The organism is Novosphingobium guangzhouense, assembly GCF_002896965.1.
GTDB lineage: Bacteria > Pseudomonadota > Alphaproteobacteria > Sphingomonadales > Sphingomonadaceae > Novosphingobium > Novosphingobium guangzhouense.
The window spans coordinates 110,988-127,757 of record NZ_LYMM01000073.1 but is presented as its reverse complement, the minus strand read 5'-3'; the positions used below and the strand labels follow the sequence as shown (position 1 = coordinate 127,757).

Annotated in this window: 27 protein-coding genes and 1 pseudogene; 16 read left to right on the top strand and 12 right to left on the bottom strand. The window is 65.2% G+C overall.

The window, feature by feature from the left end:
• The 11 genes and pseudogenes from A8V01_RS23530 to A8V01_RS23480 all read right to left on the bottom strand — a co-directional run bounded on the left by A8V01_RS23530 (position 1) and on the right by A8V01_RS23480 (position 7,021).
• Positions 1–489: a hypothetical protein gene (locus tag A8V01_RS23530; RefSeq protein WP_103098678.1), complete on the bottom strand. Its 489-nt coding sequence runs from the start codon at positions 487–489 to the stop codon at positions 1–3.
• 120 nt (positions 490–609) lie between these two features.
• A complete protein-coding gene (locus A8V01_RS23525; protein WP_146037360.1) occupies positions 610–936 on the bottom strand; it encodes an HNH endonuclease in 327 nt (108 codons plus the stop codon).
• 206 nt (positions 937–1,142) lie between these two features.
• The gene (locus A8V01_RS23520) at positions 1,143–1,661 is read right to left on the bottom strand and encodes a hypothetical protein (RefSeq protein ID WP_103098676.1); all 519 of its coding nucleotides are present in this window, start codon (positions 1,659–1,661) and stop codon (positions 1,143–1,145) included.
• A gap of 321 nt (positions 1,662–1,982) precedes the next feature.
• Entirely contained in the window at positions 1,983–3,497 is a 1,515-nt protein-coding gene (locus A8V01_RS23515) for a DNA primase family protein (protein WP_103098675.1), read from the bottom strand.
• Between the two features lie 489 nt (positions 3,498–3,986).
• Positions 3,987–4,205 (bottom strand): annotated as a pseudogene (locus tag A8V01_RS29425) (DUF2312 domain-containing protein); the annotation flags it as partial.
• Positions 4,202–5,443, bottom strand: coding sequence for a CHC2 zinc finger domain-containing protein (locus A8V01_RS23505; protein WP_103098673.1), 1,242 nt, complete (start codon positions 5,441–5,443; stop codon positions 4,202–4,204). The pseudogene A8V01_RS29425 and the gene A8V01_RS23505, both read right to left, overlap by 4 nt.
• Positions 5,440–5,625: a hypothetical protein gene (locus tag A8V01_RS23500; RefSeq protein ID WP_103098672.1), complete on the bottom strand. Its 186-nt coding sequence runs from the start codon at positions 5,623–5,625 to the stop codon at positions 5,440–5,442. The genes A8V01_RS23505 and A8V01_RS23500 overlap by 4 nt, the downstream gene beginning before the upstream one ends.
• 14 nt (positions 5,626–5,639) lie before the next feature.
• Positions 5,640–5,765, bottom strand: a complete 126-nt coding sequence (locus tag A8V01_RS29585; RefSeq protein WP_281256528.1) for a hypothetical protein — start codon at positions 5,763–5,765, stop codon at positions 5,640–5,642.
• On the bottom strand, positions 5,762–6,280 hold the full coding sequence (locus A8V01_RS23495; protein WP_103098671.1) for a hypothetical protein: 519 nt from the start codon (positions 6,278–6,280) through the stop codon (positions 5,762–5,764). Before A8V01_RS23495 ends, A8V01_RS29585 begins: the two co-directional genes overlap by 4 nt.
• Before the next feature lie 4 nt (positions 6,281–6,284).
• Positions 6,285–6,749, bottom strand: a complete 465-nt coding sequence (locus A8V01_RS28785; protein WP_170066036.1) for a phage regulatory CII family protein — start codon at positions 6,747–6,749, stop codon at positions 6,285–6,287.
• Positions 6,746–7,021, bottom strand: coding sequence for a carph-isopro domain-containing protein (locus A8V01_RS23480; protein ID WP_103098669.1), 276 nt, complete (start codon positions 7,019–7,021; stop codon positions 6,746–6,748). The genes A8V01_RS28785 and A8V01_RS23480 overlap by 4 nt, the downstream gene beginning before the upstream one ends.
• On the opposite strand from A8V01_RS23480, the gene A8V01_RS23475 reads away from it, so the two are divergent.
• The 3 genes from A8V01_RS23475 (at position 6,989) to A8V01_RS23460 (ending at position 8,826) form a co-directional block, all read left to right on the top strand.
• Complete coding sequence (locus A8V01_RS23475; RefSeq protein ID WP_342747409.1) at positions 6,989–7,699, top strand: LexA family transcriptional regulator; 711 nt, start codon at positions 6,989–6,991, stop codon at positions 7,697–7,699. The two genes, A8V01_RS23480 and A8V01_RS23475, sit on opposite strands and share 33 nt — an antisense overlap.
• A 345-nt stretch (positions 7,700–8,044) precedes the next feature.
• Positions 8,045–8,329, top strand: a complete 285-nt coding sequence (locus A8V01_RS23465) for a hypothetical protein (RefSeq protein ID WP_103098667.1) — start codon at positions 8,045–8,047, stop codon at positions 8,327–8,329.
• Complete coding sequence (locus A8V01_RS23460; RefSeq protein ID WP_103098666.1) at positions 8,326–8,826, top strand: hypothetical protein; 501 nt, start codon at positions 8,326–8,328, stop codon at positions 8,824–8,826. The genes A8V01_RS23465 and A8V01_RS23460 overlap by 4 nt, the downstream gene beginning before the upstream one ends.
• A 55-nt stretch (positions 8,827–8,881) precedes the next feature.
• Here the strand turns inward: A8V01_RS23460 and A8V01_RS23455 are convergent, their stop codons facing one another.
• Positions 8,882–9,232: a hypothetical protein gene (locus A8V01_RS23455; protein ID WP_146037358.1), complete on the bottom strand. Its 351-nt coding sequence runs from the start codon at positions 9,230–9,232 to the stop codon at positions 8,882–8,884.
• Positions 9,233–9,320: 88 nt separating this feature from the next.
• Between A8V01_RS23455 and A8V01_RS23450 the strand changes: the two genes are divergently transcribed.
• From A8V01_RS23450 to A8V01_RS23390, 13 genes are all read left to right on the top strand, one after another.
• Positions 9,321–9,770, top strand: coding sequence for a hypothetical protein (locus tag A8V01_RS23450; protein ID WP_103098664.1), 450 nt, complete (start codon positions 9,321–9,323; stop codon positions 9,768–9,770).
• Positions 9,767–9,985, top strand: a complete 219-nt coding sequence (locus A8V01_RS23445; protein WP_146037357.1) for a hypothetical protein — start codon at positions 9,767–9,769, stop codon at positions 9,983–9,985. The genes A8V01_RS23450 and A8V01_RS23445 overlap by 4 nt, the downstream gene beginning before the upstream one ends.
• A gap of 123 nt (positions 9,986–10,108) precedes the next feature.
• Positions 10,109–10,384: a hypothetical protein gene (locus tag A8V01_RS23440; protein ID WP_103098662.1), complete on the top strand. Its 276-nt coding sequence runs from the start codon at positions 10,109–10,111 to the stop codon at positions 10,382–10,384.
• A complete protein-coding gene (locus A8V01_RS23435; RefSeq protein WP_146037356.1) occupies positions 10,377–10,733 on the top strand; it encodes a hypothetical protein in 357 nt (118 codons plus the stop codon). Before A8V01_RS23440 ends, A8V01_RS23435 begins: the two co-directional genes overlap by 8 nt.
• Positions 10,726–12,048 (top strand): DUF5131 family protein, encoded by a 1,323-nt coding sequence (locus tag A8V01_RS23430; RefSeq protein ID WP_103098660.1) that lies wholly within the window; start codon positions 10,726–10,728, stop codon positions 12,046–12,048. The genes A8V01_RS23435 and A8V01_RS23430 overlap by 8 nt, the downstream gene beginning before the upstream one ends.
• On the top strand, positions 12,045–12,269 hold the full coding sequence (locus A8V01_RS23425; RefSeq protein WP_103098659.1) for a hypothetical protein: 225 nt from the start codon (positions 12,045–12,047) through the stop codon (positions 12,267–12,269). The genes A8V01_RS23430 and A8V01_RS23425 overlap by 4 nt, the downstream gene beginning before the upstream one ends.
• Positions 12,259–12,603: a hypothetical protein gene (locus tag A8V01_RS23420; protein ID WP_146037355.1), complete on the top strand. Its 345-nt coding sequence runs from the start codon at positions 12,259–12,261 to the stop codon at positions 12,601–12,603. The genes A8V01_RS23425 and A8V01_RS23420 overlap by 11 nt, the downstream gene beginning before the upstream one ends.
• Positions 12,603–13,022: a hypothetical protein gene (locus A8V01_RS23415; RefSeq protein WP_103098657.1), complete on the top strand. Its 420-nt coding sequence runs from the start codon at positions 12,603–12,605 to the stop codon at positions 13,020–13,022. Before A8V01_RS23420 ends, A8V01_RS23415 begins: the two co-directional genes overlap by 1 nt.
• Entirely contained in the window at positions 13,019–14,707 is a 1,689-nt protein-coding gene (locus tag A8V01_RS23410; RefSeq protein WP_245892793.1) for a DNA cytosine methyltransferase, read from the top strand. Before A8V01_RS23415 ends, A8V01_RS23410 begins: the two co-directional genes overlap by 4 nt.
• Positions 14,704–15,066, top strand: coding sequence for a DUF4031 domain-containing protein (locus tag A8V01_RS23405; protein ID WP_103098656.1), 363 nt, complete (start codon positions 14,704–14,706; stop codon positions 15,064–15,066). The genes A8V01_RS23410 and A8V01_RS23405 overlap by 4 nt, the downstream gene beginning before the upstream one ends.
• The gene (locus A8V01_RS23400; RefSeq protein WP_103098655.1) at positions 15,063–15,740 is read left to right on the top strand and encodes a methyltransferase; all 678 of its coding nucleotides are present in this window, start codon (positions 15,063–15,065) and stop codon (positions 15,738–15,740) included. Before A8V01_RS23405 ends, A8V01_RS23400 begins: the two co-directional genes overlap by 4 nt.
• Positions 15,737–16,276, top strand: a complete 540-nt coding sequence (locus A8V01_RS23395; protein WP_103098654.1) for a hypothetical protein — start codon at positions 15,737–15,739, stop codon at positions 16,274–16,276. The genes A8V01_RS23400 and A8V01_RS23395 overlap by 4 nt, the downstream gene beginning before the upstream one ends.
• Positions 16,269–16,754 (top strand): hypothetical protein, encoded by a 486-nt coding sequence (locus tag A8V01_RS23390; RefSeq protein ID WP_103098653.1) that lies wholly within the window; start codon positions 16,269–16,271, stop codon positions 16,752–16,754. Before A8V01_RS23395 ends, A8V01_RS23390 begins: the two co-directional genes overlap by 8 nt.
• The last annotated feature ends 16 nt before the right edge of the window (positions 16,755–16,770 follow it).

Sequence of the window (16,770 nt, the reverse complement as noted above, 5' to 3'; positions counted from 1 at the left end):
TCAATTCAACAGCATCGGCGGGGGCGTGCGCGCGGCGAACTTGCCGCTGGCGCTGGCCGCCGCTTCCTTGGCAGCTTCCTTTTTGCCCAGGCGCTGAGCCGGCGGCGCATCGGATTTGCCGCGCTCTTTGATCTTCTCGCCCATGGTGCGGACCTGCTCTGCCTGGATCATTCCAGCCAGCGCCTTCTCCGCCGGGACGCTCCCCGCCTCGGCAGCGTTGTTCAGCCGCTCCAACTGGCGAGCCCGCATCATGAGCGGCGCGTGGCCCGCGCGGGTGATCTCGTTAAAATAATGCTTGTAGAACGTGGGCTTAGTGATCCCGAGCACCTTGGCAATATCGACCGCCTTGTGTCCGCAGGCGAATAACAGGCTGACTTTATTGGAATTTTCGGCGGTCCACACATGCGCAGGCCTACCGCGTCCCTTTTCGGGCAACAGCGGCAAGCCGAACATGTCGGTCTGACCCTGCGAAATTCCGTCGTCCGACAAAAAAAATCTCCGAATGAGAGGGGCGGCGGTGATGGGGCTGTCGACCCCTCCGAACTTTCGACCACCCCCCCGTTCAGCCTCGCGGCACCGGGCCTGAACGCCCGCGCCGCCGGTGCCCGGTCATCGACCGCCGCGCGCCCGCCGCGCCCGTGCCTCGGCCGTCTTCGCGTTGTGGTGCGCGGTGCAGTACCAATCCATCTTGTCGAAGGCTGGCAGGTCGGCACCGCCGTCCTTGCGCTCCTCGCGGTGGTCGAGGATCAGCCGGTGCGTCGAGCCGCAGACGCAGCACCACACGCCGCCTTGCCGGGCCTTCGTCCACTGGCGATGCTGGTCGCGGTATGCGCGCCACTCTGGCGACTGGTAGAACCGGTCAGCCACCTTCGGCATCGCCTTCACCCGAGAGGGCAGCGCACCAAGGCGCGAGGGCATGGACTTGAGCCTACCCATGATGACGATCCAGAAACGGCAAAGGCGGCCCAGACCGAAGCCCGAGCCGCCCTTGCAAGGTGGGAAAGAGATGCCGCCGAGCGCATCACCGCCAGCGTGCCCACTGGCTACCCCATATTCTTGTCCAAACGGACACCCTTTATTTCTCTGTCCAAAATCTTAGGGGCTTGACCGATTGGACAAAGGATTTCTGCGGGTTTGCGGGCCTAGACCTTGTCCAAACCGGGCGAGGATGCGCGCGCCGCCCGCTCCAGAGCCAGCGCGAGCCGCCCGATTGCCCGCTCGTAGGCCTTGCGCATCCCGTCGCTGGTGGTCGCCAGTACGCACCCGCGAGCAAGGTTGTGCAGTTCGCCGCCCATCACCCGATAGACGCGGTCCCATCCGAACCCGTCAGGTCCGGGCCAGCGCTTCATCACGATCACGCGGCCGACGAGATGCCGGTGCCCTTCCGGGATGGCGTTGGCCAGCGGCCTGTCGCCGGTCAGCATCCGTTCCACGAGGTTGGCGCAGCGCCGCGTCAGGCGGGGCGAGGGCACGTACTCATCGGCATAGTCGGCCTGCGCATCCTTCACGATGGCGGGCCATCCCGTGCGCTGCCCTGCGGCCAGCCATGCGCGCTCCTGATCGGGCATCGCGCCCAGGTACTCGACCGCCGCCGTCAGCGTGTCTTCCGCGTCCTGCCACGTGACGACCTCGGCCGAGAGCGAAGAGGAAGGATTTCCCATATTTAGTATCTCTCTCTATAAACAGACAGACAGACAGTTAACGCGGGGTAACGCACATGCGCGCCCGCACGCACATGGAGTTAACTCCGCAGAAACTGTCTGTCTGTCTGCCAACTGTCTGTAACCCGCAGAAATCCGCGCCGAAAATCGACAGACAGTTACAGACGAACAGACGGTTTCGCCGCCCGGATGAGGCTCCCGCATTGCCCCGGTGCCTCCACCTTTGTCTCCCAGGCATCGGTTTTCGCGCCGCCGCGCCGGTAATTCGACAGACAGTTTCGAAACTGTCTGTAACTGTCTGTTCCCACATCTTGTGGGTCATCACCACGCCCCGCCAAGGTCTTCGACCGCCGCCACGGCAGCGTCGCGGGCCAGCTCACTATCGGTGCGCAGGCGGCAACCGCGCCGCAGCACCTTCCCATCGGCCCCCTTCATCTTCGACAGCTGCTTGTCACCCAGCGCGCGACCGAAGGCCGTGCTGGTCATGATTTCGCGGTCGCTGACGGCGTTCTCCTCGCAGAACGCTTTGTAGCTGGCATAGAGGTCGGCCGCCTTCTCTCGATGATCCGGATCGCCCAGGTCAACCCGTTCGGAGAACCACTCCCCAAAAGGGTTGGACGATTTTCGATATTCGTCGATCGCCTCCTGCACGCTCTGAGGCGGCTGTAGGCCCTCGCGCAGCCAGATCAGCGTACCTTCGACCAGCCAGCGCAGGACACCCGGCCCCTCGGCCAGCAGGCGACGCCCGATCGTCTTGTCGGCCGCGCCCTTGAACTGATGGGGGAACTGGATGACGATGATGCGCCGCCATATGCCGTCGTCGTCGCCGCTGATGCGCGGCTTGCGGTTGCACTCCGCGATCAGGGCGAAGCGGGGGCGGAATTCGAATGGGGCACCGTGCAATTCTCGCGCCTGCATGGGCTGGCCGCCGGTCACCTGCTTGATCCGCCCTTCGTCCAGCGCCGCCCCGATTCGCGGCTCGCTGATACAGCAGATGCGCACGTCGCCCGCCAGGCGCGCCATGTCTGGGCTGGCCTCCGCGCCGGATCGCGCCGCGCCGTGCAGGAAGCTCTCCACCGCCGCAGTCGCGCCGTACTCGCCGATCACCTCGCGGATCACGTCAATGGTAGTCGACTTTCCGTCGCCGCCCTTGCCCTGCAGCAGGAAGATGCACTGCTCGGTGATCTCGCCCGTGATCGCATAGCCCATGCACGCCTGGAAGAAGCGCCGAACTCCGGGATCGGGCAGGACCGTCGAGATGTGTTTTTCCCACCCTGGACATCGTGCCTCGGCAGCCTCCGGATCATCCACCCAATCCACGGCAGCCAGACGGCTGATGCGGTCGGCCAGATCATGCGGATCAAGCCGAACGGACCAGTCCCCGTCCTTCTCGACGAACCGCAGCGTCCCGTTGCCCACGTTGACCGCTAGCGTCTCCAGGTCGAAATCGTCGCGCGTGATCGGCACTTCGCTCTGCAGCTGGCCCAGCGCTGCCGTCGTCTTGTTCAGGTTCCCGGACGTGACGGCATGCTTGTACAGCGCAACCTGCCGCTCCTCGATCGCCGGTACGTCCGCGCCTGGCTTTTCCTTCGCCGCGTCTAGCGCATCGGCCTCGATCGGGATGTGCCGCGCCATGTCGTGCGCCAGCTGCTTGGCGATGCGCGCGCCATCCTTGCCCGACCATCGCTTGCCGTCATAGGCGCGCCAGTGGTCGTCGCACCACAGCAACCGTCCCAGCGCCAGATCGAAGATGCGACGCGCATTGCCGATATCGTTCAACTCGTACCACGCCATCGCCTCTGCGCTGACGACGGGAATTTCGATGGATGCTCTCATGGCGGCTTACAATTCCCCCCGCAGAGCCCGGCGCGCGGCCTCTGCCGCAGCACGATGCGCGGTCAGGGTTTTTACGCGTTTGGGCGGTGCTTTTGTCGGTTTCGGCGCGAACAGCCGCGCCAGTGTTTCGTCCTGTGTCGGCTCGACCTGTTCCGGCCGGCCATCAACGGTAGATCGGTAAAGGTGGAAGGTAGCTTCGCCCGCCCGCATGGCATCCTCGCCATGCTTCGCGACCTTCTCGTACCATCGCACGGTAAGACCTAGCTGCTTGGCGTCGAAGCCTTGGCTGGACGCCTCTTTCTTTCGCGCAGATTCCTCCGTCCGCATGGCGCGGATTTCCTCGCGCAGGTCCAGCAGCCACATTACATGGCCGATCAGGATTTTCGCCTGGTCCGGGTCCTCGATCCCGGCGATCTGGTCGGCCAGCATGGCGATGGCCAGCGCCTGTGCCCGCTCATCGACCGTTCGCACCTCTGGCTCGATCAGCCCGCCCAGTGCGGCCTCATACGTCTCCAGCAACATGTCGCCTTCAGCCCGGTCCTCTGCCTTCATGCCGCGCCGCGCGATCAGCTTGCGAATGGTGGCCGCATCGTATCCTACCGCCTTCGCCTCGTTATAGACGTCGGTGATGTCCTGCGTGATGCCCTTGCGCTCTTCCAGCAGCCGTTCGATGCGCTCGACATACAGTCGAAGTCGGTCGTCGCTCATATCTGCGCCTCGTCATTGAAATCGTGCCCAGCGCGCGGCCGAAGCACACGTACGCGGGTGGCACCGGCCCGCCGCCATGCCGCCGCCGCCAGCTGGCCGCACAACATGGTGCGCTCTTCGCCGGTCAGATCGCGGCGTACCGGGCGCGTACGCGGGCGATCCTGCACCCGGCGATTGGTCAGCGCCTTCATGTCGGCATCCACGCCGATCGCCACGGCGCCGGGGCTGGACACGGTGAACACGGAACTGTCCGGATCGCTCTGAACGTTCCACAACTGAAGAGATGGCGCGCCATCGATGCGCGGCCCGGCCTCAAGGTAATTGCCCTGCAGATTGCCGATGGACAGCGTGGCCAGCGCGCCGCGCATCGCACGTTCGCGGGCCTCACGCTCCAGCAGCGAATGGGTCGATTCGATCCCTTCGCCTATCACCAGCTCGCCCGGGGCGCCCAGCCACTCGGCATCGCGCCAATCCGCCCACATCACGGGCGGGATGGGAACGCAGCCCATGCCAGCTTCGCCCCAGATCTTTCTGCTGTCCCGCTTTCGCGTCTTGCCGTCGCGATCGATCCAGACCGGAAAGATCGCCTTTCCGCGCCCGTCGGGGGCAAGGAAGGTGATGTGCACACCCTGTTGCACGAACTCTCGCCCGCCCGGATTGCCCGCCACATGGCAGATCGGCGCCAGCATTGCCGGTGCCGTCATCCGGGGCGATCCCCCGCGCCGCCACAAAGAGGCCGGGCACCGGGGCAGAAAGCGCACCACGTCGATCAACCCGCTGACCCTTGGGTCGATGCCCCGATGCCGCAGGTAGACTTCAACGATCGTCCCGCGCGCAGCCCTTGCCGTGCGCCACACGGTAACCCCGGCCTCGATCGATGATACGATGTCGGCCTCGGGTCGGCTTTCGCGCACCGATGCCCGCTGTTCTATCGGGCGCGCGGCGGCCTGCACAGTCTCGCCATCAAGCGCTGCCAGCGCGTCCATGAAGGGAAGGCCCTGCGCCTCCTGCAGGAATCGCAAGGCGTCGCCATGCGCACCGCAACCGAAACAGTGCCAGAACCCCTTTTCCGGGACGACTGTGAAGCTGCCCGTCGTCTCCTGATGAAACGGGCACAGACCCACATACTCGCGGCCCGCCCGGCGCAGCTTCACCATGCGGCCGACGATCCCGACCAGGTCGGCACGACGCAAGGCATCGTCGATTCGCCGCCGCAGTTCGGGTGCGATCCCGCTCATAGGAAGTCGGCCAGCATGCCGCGCGCCTCTTCCAGCTTGGCCAGTGCACGTCGAACGTCCCCGCCCGGCCCGGTGGACGCCAGCTCGCGCGCCAGATGCGCCAGACGCTCGACGTCATAGGCTACCTGATAGACGCGTATGCGCGGGGGCATCGACGGCCCCAGATCGGATTGGACTGACATTGTCGCTTCCAGCGTCAGGAAATGTGGATGAGAGAGGCCAGCGCCCACGCCAGACCAAGCGCGGCGCCGCCAAGCACCAGCGCCAGCGCACCGGCGTACAGCGCCCACATCGACCCGGTCGGGTTCTCGTCTTCGGTCACAGGCTGTCTCCCGTTTTCAGGATTTCGACGAAGCGGTTCACGCCCTCACGCCTGATCTTGATGAAGCCGCCCTGCACCAGCAGGCGAAGGCGGTAATCGGCGGCCTGCCGGTGCGGCAACCGCGCCCGCTCGGCCAACAGGTCAAGGCTGGGCAGGGGGCCGGCAACGCGGGCCAGCACCGCCAGCAGTTGCTCTTCGGGGCGACCGGCAATGGAACAGCCCTGCGATGGGGCGATGGCGGAAACAGCGGCGTTGGGACGCTTCTCGATGAAATACTGCCAGCCCGCGCCGCCCGGATCGCGCCGCCGCGCAAGGTGGCACAGCCCCTGCGCTTGCCAACGCCGCGCCAGTGCGGCGGCAGGGACACCGGACGTCACGCCGGGGCCGATGGCATAGACGATCCGCTCGCCAGACCCGGCCTTGCGAAACTTGCGCTCAAGCTCGGCGGCATCGGCATAGGTCGTCAGCGGCCCGATGCGATAATGAACGTCTTCTCTGGCGATGCCCCCACGCATGGCTCTATTCCCCGCTCGGCAGGATGTTGACCACCACGCGCAGGCGCACCAGCGATTGTATCGCCTCGTCGATTTGCTTCGTGATGCGGGTGCTGTCGGTCGCGCAAACCTTGCCATCAGAGAGGCCCGCGCGGATCGCGTCGGAAATGTCGCCGAATTCGGCGCAGGCGTCGATCAGGGCCGTGCTCAAATCGCTGGTGACTGCCTGAACGTCCGGCAGCTTGTACAGAGCATGGCCCAGTTCGGCGGCCAGCGCGGAAAGGATCGGCGTGCCATCCCCTCGCGTAACCGCCACTTCGTCCAGCGCCAGCGCGCAGTCCAGCGGCGGGAAGGCACTGTGGTTCAGGTTGTTCCAGTCGCCTGCGACCGACCGGCTGCGACCGGCCGTCATGCCCGCACCGTCCACGCCACCACAAGCGCCGATGGCCTCGCGCACGGCGCGTTTGATACGGCCGAGAGCGGCAATCATGCCGCTTGCTCCGCACCGGACAAGTCGGAAGACTGTCCGGTGGACGGGGCTTGCTGCGGCGCGGCATTACCGCTGGCATGTCGAAGTTCATTGAGATCATCGGGAAGGGGCTTGCCTTCGGCCCGCGCGGCGAGGCGCAAGTGCGCCATGCGTGAGTGCGGTATCCCGTTCTTCCGCCAGCTATGGACGGTCGACTTCGACGCTTCGATCATCTTGGCAACCGCAGTGCTGCCGCCAAGATGATCAATCACGATGTTCGCGAGAAGGTTCATTCCCTTGAAATGCGATATTCGCACTTTAAGGTCAAGAGGGGCGAGTGCGATTTAAGCCGTTGCGATAATTGTAGCCCAATTCACGTAGGGAGCATGCGCCCACAGGACATTAGAGCAGAGCTTGACGCTCGTAACATGTCGATTGTCGACCTTGCCGAGGCGATCGGGATGAACAGCAATTACCTTGGCAAAGCGCTGCGAGGAGGCAGGAAGCTTACCGCCGATGAGTTGGTTGCGATCCAGGAAGTCCTAGCGCCGGAAGACCTTGCTCATCGCATTCGAACCATTCCTTTGCTCGGGTCCGTCCCGGCAGGAAAGTTTCAGGCCGCCGAGCAGATCGGCGGACGGCGCATTGCGGTCTCTGACCCCGAAACTCCACCTAACGCCTACGCCCTGACCGTAGAGGGCAATTCAATGGATTTGGTCGTGCCGAGTGGCACGACTCTCACGATTGACCCGGATGATAAGGCGCTGTGGCCTGGGAAAAGGTACGTTATTCAGACCGAAGACGGCCGGACAACGTATAAGGAATTTCAGGCAGACCCTGCGCGCCTTGTCCCTCTATCGACTGACGATTCGCATCAGGAAATGCTGCTCGGGAGCGAGCCTATCGTCGTCGTCGGTCGCGTCTATTCCTACACGATGCGCGACGTCGATTTGCCTAGGCGGACTCGCTAACAAAGCGCTCGTGCAGTTCCTCGATCTCTCCGGGGACGGACACGAAGAACTTTCCCCATTCGTCAAATGACCCAAGGCCCAGCTCAAGCGCGTCTTGTTGGGCCTGCTTTTTCACGCGCCGCCAAGGCGCCCTGGGCTTCCCGAACACTCGCACTCGATACAGCAACATCGTCACCTCCAGCCTTGATTCGACCTCAACGTTCGGTCGCATCATAAGAACATAAAATGAACAAATTGAAGCCCTGAACTTGTGAAATGCGATATTCGCACTTTTAATGCTTGACGCAAGAAGTGCGATTATCGCATGTATCGCCCCAACAGGCACCCCGCCTGCTGGAGATCGCAATGCTGAACGTCAGCGCCCCGTACCCGCACGCCGGGTCCACCGCCTACATCGACGACATCGACTGTCTGGATAAGCCGGTCGTCCGCAAGGTGCGGATCATCTCGCATAAGCCCGAGGACCTGGTGCTGATCGCCATCCGCGATCGCCTCGCCCCGCGCGAGGCCGCCAGCGGCAACCGCACCGTCCCGCTGTCCGCCCTCCGCGAAACCGAACAGCCCGAACTTCACGCCCCCGCGGGGACCCCGCGCAAGCCCTCGGGTCGCACCAAGGGTAGCCGCCGGTGAGCGCCGTCCGCTCGATCGACAGCGCCGCCGGCGGCGCAACCGCCTTTCAGGTATCGCAGCTGGCCACGCTGGCCGATTCCGTGAAGATCGCGCAGAGCACCTATCAGTCCGCTTTGGCCGATCTGCATCGCGCTCAGGACAGGGTGCGCGAAGCCGCAGAGACGCTGGCGGCAGCACAGACCCGCTTTCAGGATGCGTGCCCCGTGGCGTTCGGTCTGGCCCCCGCGAACATTGGCGGCAACCCGGTCGACGACTGGCTTTCGGCCCGCTGCACCGCAACGGATCGCCTGGCGAAGTCGCGCGCGTCCAACCTCTACCGCGATTTCATCGAATGGTGCGCCGCCTCCGGGCATGCCGAACCGCATACCGGCCGCTGGCACCAGACCCGCTTCGGGCGCGAACTGACCGAACGCGGCTTTTTCTCACGCAAGGACAGCGAAGGCTTCACCGTCCGCGTCGGCCTTCGCTTGGCAGAGCGGGAGCGCGGCAATGGGTGATTTTGTGCGTATTAAGCACCTGACAGGTGGACAGCCTGTGACCACCCGCGAATTGTCAGCCGATTTCGCGGGAAATTGCCCCAAGTGCGGCAGCGATCTCGGCCACATTCGTTGCATTGATCTCGATTGCGATGGGTGCACCGTCCAGGTTGAGAACGAGACGTGCCGCCACATCTTCGTCCACTTCCTCAGCAATTTCTATTCCGATCGTGGATCTGACCGGTTGGATCAGCCCACCGCTCTGCCGCGCACCTTCGGCGAGCAACGCGAAGCCGGTGTCGATGGCGGCACCCGCGCTCATCAGGATGCCTCCGGGGTCGGCTTCATCACCGTCCCACACGGCAACCATCCCGTTTCGCTCTTCGACCAGAGGGGCTTTGTCGGGGAGCATCTGGGAAACGGTCAATTCGCTGATCCTTCGGGCGATTCGGAAGCTCAGAGCGTAGACGCAGAAGACGTCTCTGCAACCGCACCGCAGCGCAAAGGCCGGGAAAATGGCTGACGCTCTCGTCACCATCGCCACCCGCGAATGGCGCCGCCGCGACGCGCTTCTGCGCGCCATGGTCGCCCGCAAGCAATGGCCGCTCGAACGGGCGCAGGCCGCATGGTGGCGCTGGCTCTCCATCGCCCTGCGCACTGACGTGGAAATCAGCGCGCTGCCTTCCGACGTGGCGGTGCAGCTGAATACCATGTTCGCTCTGGTCGGGAGGCTGACCGATGCCGACCGCCGCTCGATGTTGGCCGACGATTACGCCGACCGGCACGAATGGGAACCCGAACTGGGCACGGCTACCAACCGCGCGGTCGAACGCCAAACGCAGGAGCCCGGCGAAACCACCCTTCAGCAGGCTCGCGATCTGATCGCCCTGTCCCGCGCGCTTGACGTCGCGGTGCCATGGCGCGCGGCCGAGCCTGCAGCCCAGCCCGAAAGGAAAGCCGCGTGACCAGGCATCCCCTCGATCCCATGATCTACAGCCCCGCGCGCGGCGGCATGGTCCCGGCCGCCGACCTCCGCGCCAGCATCGGCGATCCGGTCGAGCTTGACCGGTTCGACACCTGGTTCGCCCGCTCGCCCTACAGCTGTTTCGCGCTGACGGTCCTGCTGATGATCGTTCTGCCCAGCGCCATCTGCTTCGGCCTGATCCACCTCTTCACCTGACTTCTTCCCCCGCAGGCTCGGGCCTCTGTCCCAACCCACCCCGGCCTGCACGAGGATCGCCGCCGCCAAGAATTGCCCCTCCGGGCGGCGGCGATCCTCACACAATCCACCGGAGCACCAGCGATGACGGAACACACGATGTTCGTCCTGCCGCCCCACCCGGACAAGTGCCAGGTGTGCGCCAGCGACCACGAGCCGGAACTGCCGCACAACGCGCAGAGCATCTATTACCAGATGACCTTCAACATGGAGCACGGTCGCGGCCCCACGTGGCTGGATGCCATGGAGCACTGCACCGAAGAGATGCGCGCGCTCTGGCGCGATGCCCTGATGGAACGTGGCGTCGATGTAGATGGCGGCGGCATCAACCCGCCTCGTGGGCGCCGCCGTCATGGCTGACACCCTGCCTGACACCCTCATCACGCCCGGCCACCAGCGTTACGCGCTGATCGCCGGTGAACTCGCCATCAGCGGCGCGTCCGAGCTGCTGCGCTTCCATCGTGAAGGCGCGGATGGCTTCTCGCCCTTCGGCGACCCGGAGCCCGTTGCCGTGCTGGCCGAGGCGCTGTTGCGCACTGCGCGGATCGAGGCCGACAGCTACCCGCAGACCGACCAGCTGAACGCGGAATACGTCAGCGCAGTCGGTCGTCTCGCTGCGGCCTGCGACCACTTCCTGCAGGACCAGTGCAGCCTGACCGTCCTCGATATCGACGGGCACATTCCGGCGGAGGATTCCGCCAATGGCTGACCGCACCGCCATCGAATGGACCGACGCGACGTGGACGCCGGTCAAGGGCTGCACCCGCGCGAGCGAGGGTTGCCGGAACTGCTATGCGGAGATCATGGCCGCGCGGTTTTCCGACCCCGGCCAGTGGGGCGAGGGGCTGGCGACGATTGTCAGCACACCGCAGGGCAAGGATCATCGCTGGACCGGCGTCGTCCGGTTCGTCGACGCCGAGCTGCTGAAGCCGCTGTCGTGGCGCAAGCCGCGCCTCATCTTCGTGTGCTCCACCTCCGACCTGTTCCACGAGTCCGTCCCGGACGAATGGATAGACCAGGTGTTCGCCGTCATGGCCCTGTGCCCGCAGCACACCTTTCAGGTGCTGACGAAGCGCGCGGACCGAATGAGGGGTTATCTGTCGGCGAAGGGCTTGGTCCGACGCATATGCGTGGCCGCGCACGCCATCTGGCAGGCCCGCCCGACGTCCGATGACGGACCTGAGTTCTCTCGCGCCAACTCTCGCCGCTTCAATGCGAAGATGAAGGAATGGTGGCGCCACGTTGGGGCGCTGACCGCTTGGACGGTCGATGGCGGCTGCGCCCATGTTTGCTGGCGCAGGGACGAGCCGGATGCGGAATATCCCTCTCGGATTGCATGGCCGCTGCCGAACGTGTGGCTGGGCGTGTCGGTCGAGGATCAGCAGCGCGCCGAGGAGCGCATTCCCGATCTGCTCGCCACGCCTGCCGCTGTCCGCTGGCTCTCGTGCGAACCACTTCTAGGCCCGGTCGATCTGACCGACATCACCCTGCGCACGCGCCCGGGCGAGGCGGCCGATGGCCTCGCGGGCGTCGATGCTCTGACCGGCCTTCATTGGGATGCCGAAGAGACGATTACCGGTATCTACGGCGACCCCGACCCGCATATCGACTGGGTCGTCGTCGGCGGTGAAAGCGGTCACGGCGCCCGACCGATGCATCCCCAGTGGGCATGGAACCTGCGCGACCAGTGCGCGGAGGCCGGGGTGCCGTTCTTCTTCAAGCAGTGGGGCGAATGGGCTCCCGTCTGCGCGATGCCCGACACCGACGAGATGGACGAATTCCTTTATCAGCAGCCGAAGTATTTCGAAGGCCCTCGCCGCTGCAAGGTCGAGCAATGCATCTTGTGGGGCACTGGTCGGCGGTTCGATCTGGACTGCTGGTCGCGGGCGCACGGCGAAGATCCGGCTAACGGCATCTTCGCCAGCGGCCATCGCAATTCCATGCAGATGATGAAGATCGGCAAGAAGCGCGCCGGTCGCTTACTGGATCGCGACGGCACCGAACACAACGGCATGCCGTCGTGACCCACTTCCGCGTCATCCCGCTCGACGAGGGCGCCTACAACGGCCGGGGCCATTGCCTGCGCGACGACGCGAACAGGCCGCACAGCGGACGGTGGGACGCGGAACAGCAGTTGTTCACCTACTCGGACGGCACGCCGATCCGGGAGACGATCGTTGCCTACAACGCCCGCGTGCCGGGCAATCCCCCTGAAATCGAAAGGACGGCCCGGTATGCCGATTAAGAGCGCCCGCGCGTTCCAGCGCTCCCGCCAGTGGCAGCGCAGGCACCGCATCACCCAAGCGTACCTCGGCGGAGCATCCTTGGATCAGGTCGCCCGCCGGTTCGGCATCGCCCGCAATTCGCTCGCGGTGAACCTCGCGCGCTGGGGCGTGAAGCTTCCGACCGAGGAACGCCGTGCACGCCAGGCCGCCAACGCCGTGGCCATGGCGACGCGCAGCCGGGGACGCCCGCCGATCTGGCCCGACTGCCCCGAGCACCTTCAGGAGGATTACGCGCTGCTGCGCACCTGCATGTCGGCCGGAGAGGCCCGTGCGACGCTGGAGGCGCGCGTCTGATGTACAAGCACGCTTCCCGGTCCCAGCAGCGCTACCACAAGGTCCACGAGATCGACGGGCAGCCGGTCGCCCGCCGCGTGCAGGACGATCTGCTGCCCGATCTGGCCAACATGACGCTGCCCCAGTGCGAGGCGGAACGCCGCCGCCTGCTGCACGAGAAGTGCCGCGCCGAACAGGAACTGGTAGCCGCCAAGCGCCAGCGCGACACGAACGGCATTTCCGTCCTCGGCCTGCGCATCCAGGGCTTCAGCAACCGCCTCGGCCTGATCAACCGACACATGAAGACGGTGCGCCACGACATCGAGTTCGACGCGCTGAAGGCCGCCGTCATCGAACTGCTCGACGAAGACACTTGGCAGCGCATCATCGCGCGCAAGGTCGAACTCCGGCAGGCCATGCTGGCGGGAGGCGTCGCATGATGGCTGCCGCATCCGCCGTGCTCTCCCCGCTGGGCGCGGCCACCGCAGCGCTGGGCATATGGGTCGATGGCTTTGCCGGCGGCGGCGGGGCCAGCACCGGTATCGCCGCCGCGATTGGCCGCGACGTGGACATCGCGATCAACCACGATCCGCGCGCAATCGCCATCCACCGGGCAAACCACGCGACGACCGAGCACCACTGTCAGGATATCAAGATCACCTGGCCGTTGGCGGCAACGCGGTTCCGGCCTGTGTGGGGCGCGTGGTTCTCGCCGGACTGCAAGGAGCACAGCAAGGCTAAGGGCGGCCCGGTCAAGAACCGGAACATTCGCCAGCTGCCTGACGAAATCCTCCCGTGGCTGCGCGATACCCGCCCCAAGATGTGCTTCGTCGAGAACGTCGAGGAAATGCAGCAGTGGGGGCCGCTCGACGAAGGCGGTCGGATCATTCCCGAACTGAAGGGCAAGGAATTCCAGCGCTGGATTCGCGCGATCCGCGTCCTCGGCTACCGAGTTCAGTGGCGCGAGCTGCGCGCCTGCGACTACGGCACACCCACCTCGCGCAAGCGGCTCTATATCGTGATGCGCAGCGACGGAAAGCCGATCGTGTGGCCGAAGCCGACCCATGCGCCGGCGAACGACAACCGCGTCATCAAGAGCAAGCTGCTGCCCTACCGCACAGCGGCCGAGTGCATCGACTGGAGCATTCCGTGCCCGTCGATCTTCGACCGCGACCGGGGTCTGGCGGAGAATACGAACCGCCGCGTCGCCCATGGAGTCATGCGCCACGTGGTAGAGGCGGCCGATCCCTTCATCGTGCCGGTCACCAACAGCAAGTGGAACCCGTCCCGCACGTGGACCACGCGCGAGCCACTGAGGACCATCACCACGGCCAAGGGCGGGGAATACGCACTCGTGGATGCCGCTGCGATCAGCCTTGAGAAGTTCGCGGAAAACAGCCGGGGCAAGTCGGTTGCGGAACCGCTGGATGCTGTCATGGCCGGTGCTCCACGCCACGCGCAGGTCGCCGCGTTCCTTACCCATTTCAGGGGGAGTAACAGGACTGCCAGCGGCGGTGATATCCGAATGCCGGCGAAGACAGTCACGTCCGGCGGACAGCACCAGGCGATTGTCTGCGCGCATATCGAGCAGGCGAACGGCGGCCCAAGAAACGTCAACAGCACCGGCCGATCGGCAGCCCGTCCGCTCAGCACGATCACTACCAGAGGAACCCAGCAGCGGGTCGTCGAGACGACGCTGATCGAGGAAGGCGACTTGCCGCCCGCCATGATGGAGCGCGCGGTAAAGGTCGCTGCCTTCCTCGTGAAATACTACGGCTCCGCCACCAGCCAGTCGGTAGAGAAGCCTTTCGACACCATCACGACGCTGCCGCGCTATGCCGTGGTGACGGTGACGATCGATGCGGTCACCTATGTGATCGTCGATATCGGTCTGCGCATGCTCACCCCGCGCGAGCTGGCCCGCGCTCAAGGCTTCCCGGACAGCTATGTCCTTGATCCCATCGTGCGCCAGTTCATTCGCGGCAAGTGGATCGAGCAGCGCCTCTCCAAGGCTGCGCAGATCCGCATGATCGGCAACAGCGTCTGCCCGCCCGTAGCCGAGGCGCTCATCCGCGCGAACATGGCCAGCGATCTGGCCCAGTACCCGGGGGTATTGGCGGCATGACCTGCTACGTCGACGACGTCCGCCACCGCTTCGGTAACATGGTGATGTGTCACCTGTGGGCCGACACGCTGGAAGAACTGCTCGCCATGGTCGATTCCATCGGCGTCCAACGCAAATGGATACAGGGCCACCCGTCGCTGTCGTTCGGAAAGCACCGCCATGCATCGTGGGTGCACTTCGACATCAGCCTGAGCAAGAAGGCGGCTGCGCTCAAACACGGCGCGGTTCTGACTGACAGGTACGGCCCGGTGGAGCACACATCGCGCCTCGCCCTTCAGTCGGACAACCCGCATCGCCGCGCCCGTGCAGAGCACCAGCTCGCTGCCATCGCCGAAATCCGATCGAGGAACGGCGGATGACCGGCCAGAACACGAGCAGCGCGGTCATGCAGCAGCGCGCCGAACCACACGACAGCCTCGACGACTTCCCCACCCCGCCGTGGGCCACGCGCGCCATCTGCGAATTCGTCACCGGCCTTGGCTTCGACCTCGCCATGTCGGATTGCCGGGAACCCTGCGCGAATCGCGGCCACATGGTGAAGCCGCTGCGGGAGGTGTTCGGCTACGTTATGGCCAGCGACGTGCACGACTATGGGCACGGCTTCCCTGTGAAGGACTACCTGTTCGGCCCCGACAGTCATTGGGACCATACGGATTGGACCTTCATCAATCCGCCATTCCGCCTCGCCCGAGAGTTCATCGAGCGCGCCCAGCGCCTCAGCCGCGTAGGCGTGTCGGTGATTGCCCGCACGTCGTTCTCCGAAGGGCAGACCCGCGCTGCGGAAATGTTCATCCCGCATCCGCCCAGCTTCGAGCTTCAGTTCAGCGAGCGCGTGGTGATGCTCAAGGGCCGTCTTGTCCGCGCCGGCGCGATCGACCCGGCCGCCGCCAAGCCGGGCACGAAGGCGAGCACGGCAACCAGCTACTCCGCCTTCATTTGGCTCAAGCGCGATGCCGCTCCGGCCGACACCCGCAAGCGCTGGATCGCCCCATGCCGCCTGCGACTGGAGCGGGAAGGGGACTATCCGAAATGACCCAGCCCAACTGCACCCGCTGCAATGACACAGGCACCCTGGGCGTCTCCTACGTCAGCATAGACCCCTGCGACTGCACAGCGGCTATCCCGTTAGCACCGCCGCGCCCCGCGCCTCACTGCCTGCTGTGCGACGACACCGGCTTCAAGGATCACGGCGGTGACCGCCTCGATCCGTGCGACCATATGCAGCTGCCGCCGCTGCCCGAATTGAAGCCGTGCCCGAACCCGGCCTGCCGCAGCACGCGCGTGCACTACAAGGCCGACCAGCGCGGTGCCCAGTCCATCGCGTGCCGCGACTGCGGCCTGTCCACCTCCATGGGCGGGCAGGACCACCAGTACGCCATGTGGAACGGCCTTCTGCGCGCCGATCCCGGCCCTCCGAAGGCGTGGCTCTACGCCAATAAGCACGGCGATGCCGAGCTGATCTTCAACCGCAACACCGATTACGCGGTGCGCCTGCGCGAGCAAGGGTACTCCGAAGACCCGCTCTACGTCGGCGTGCCGGTGACCGCCAGGGAGGCCGAGAATGGCTGACATCGACCCCGAAGCGCTGCGGAAGGCAGCGTGCGCAATCTGGGCAATCCAGCGCCAAGACTTGGACAAGTGCGACATGGAGCTGGATGACGTTGGCGACCATTACGCCACGTTCAAGATGGCAAAGGCTGCGCTTGCCTGCCAACCCGGTCCGACCCCGGCGGCAGGCGAACCGGTGGCGTGGCGATACGTTCATCACGATTACATGGGCCGGAGGGTTAGCAGGTATGGCGTCGCGCCGGAGCGGTGGAACGGCCATGATCCGGTAGAAACACATCCGCTCTACGCCCACCCAACCTCCTCCGATCAAGAGACGCTGGACGCAGCACGTTACCGATGGCTCCGGGATCATAGCTGCCCGCCCCACAATTTTTATATCGGCGTACCGGACGAGTTCTCGGGAGTTCGCTACGGGCCTAGCGAAGTAGACGCTTACATTGATGACGCCCGCGCCCGCCAGAACGGGGGTGAAGGGTGAACGCAGAGCGCGTCCA

Coding starts and splice junctions, on each gene's coding strand:
- A8V01_RS23450 (WP_103098664.1), top strand. CDS start 9,321: ATGGCTGACGCTCTCGTCACCATCGCCACCCGCGAATGGCGCCGCCGC.
- A8V01_RS23390 (WP_103098653.1), top strand. CDS start 16,269: ATGGCTGACATCGACCCCGAAGCGCTGCGGAAGGCAGCGTGCGCAATC.
- A8V01_RS23465 (WP_103098667.1), top strand. CDS start 8,045: ATGCTGAACGTCAGCGCCCCGTACCCGCACGCCGGGTCCACCGCCTAC.
- A8V01_RS23495 (WP_103098671.1), bottom strand. CDS start 6,280: ATGCGTGGGGGCATCGCCAGAGAAGACGTTCATTATCGCATCGGGCCG.
- A8V01_RS23420 (WP_146037355.1), top strand. CDS start 12,259: ATGCCGATTAAGAGCGCCCGCGCGTTCCAGCGCTCCCGCCAGTGGCAG.
- A8V01_RS23520 (WP_103098676.1), bottom strand. CDS start 1,661: ATGGGAAATCCTTCCTCTTCGCTCTCGGCCGAGGTCGTCACGTGGCAG.
- A8V01_RS23500 (WP_103098672.1), bottom strand. CDS start 5,625: ATGTCAGTCCAATCCGATCTGGGGCCGTCGATGCCCCCGCGCATACGC.
- A8V01_RS28785 (WP_170066036.1), bottom strand. CDS start 6,749: ATGATTGCCGCTCTCGGCCGTATCAAACGCGCCGTGCGCGAGGCCATC.
- A8V01_RS23435 (WP_146037356.1), top strand. CDS start 10,377: ATGGCTGACACCCTGCCTGACACCCTCATCACGCCCGGCCACCAGCGT.
- A8V01_RS23430 (WP_103098660.1), top strand. CDS start 10,726: ATGGCTGACCGCACCGCCATCGAATGGACCGACGCGACGTGGACGCCG.
- A8V01_RS23405 (WP_103098656.1), top strand. CDS start 14,704: ATGACCTGCTACGTCGACGACGTCCGCCACCGCTTCGGTAACATGGTG.
- A8V01_RS23515 (WP_103098675.1), bottom strand. CDS start 3,497: ATGAGAGCATCCATCGAAATTCCCGTCGTCAGCGCAGAGGCGATGGCG.
- A8V01_RS23395 (WP_103098654.1), top strand. CDS start 15,737: ATGACCCAGCCCAACTGCACCCGCTGCAATGACACAGGCACCCTGGGC.
- A8V01_RS23440 (WP_103098662.1), top strand. CDS start 10,109: ATGACGGAACACACGATGTTCGTCCTGCCGCCCCACCCGGACAAGTGC.
- A8V01_RS23475 (WP_342747409.1), top strand. CDS start 6,989: ATGATCAATCACGATGTTCGCGAGAAGGTTCATTCCCTTGAAATGCGA.
- A8V01_RS23410 (WP_245892793.1), top strand. CDS start 13,019: ATGATGGCTGCCGCATCCGCCGTGCTCTCCCCGCTGGGCGCGGCCACC.
- A8V01_RS23415 (WP_103098657.1), top strand. CDS start 12,603: ATGTACAAGCACGCTTCCCGGTCCCAGCAGCGCTACCACAAGGTCCAC.
- A8V01_RS23400 (WP_103098655.1), top strand. CDS start 15,063: ATGACCGGCCAGAACACGAGCAGCGCGGTCATGCAGCAGCGCGCCGAA.
- A8V01_RS23525 (WP_146037360.1), bottom strand. CDS start 936: ATGGGTAGGCTCAAGTCCATGCCCTCGCGCCTTGGTGCGCTGCCCTCT.
- A8V01_RS23480 (WP_103098669.1), bottom strand. CDS start 7,021: ATGAACCTTCTCGCGAACATCGTGATTGATCATCTTGGCGGCAGCACT.
- A8V01_RS23505 (WP_103098673.1), bottom strand. CDS start 5,443: ATGAGCGGGATCGCACCCGAACTGCGGCGGCGAATCGACGATGCCTTG.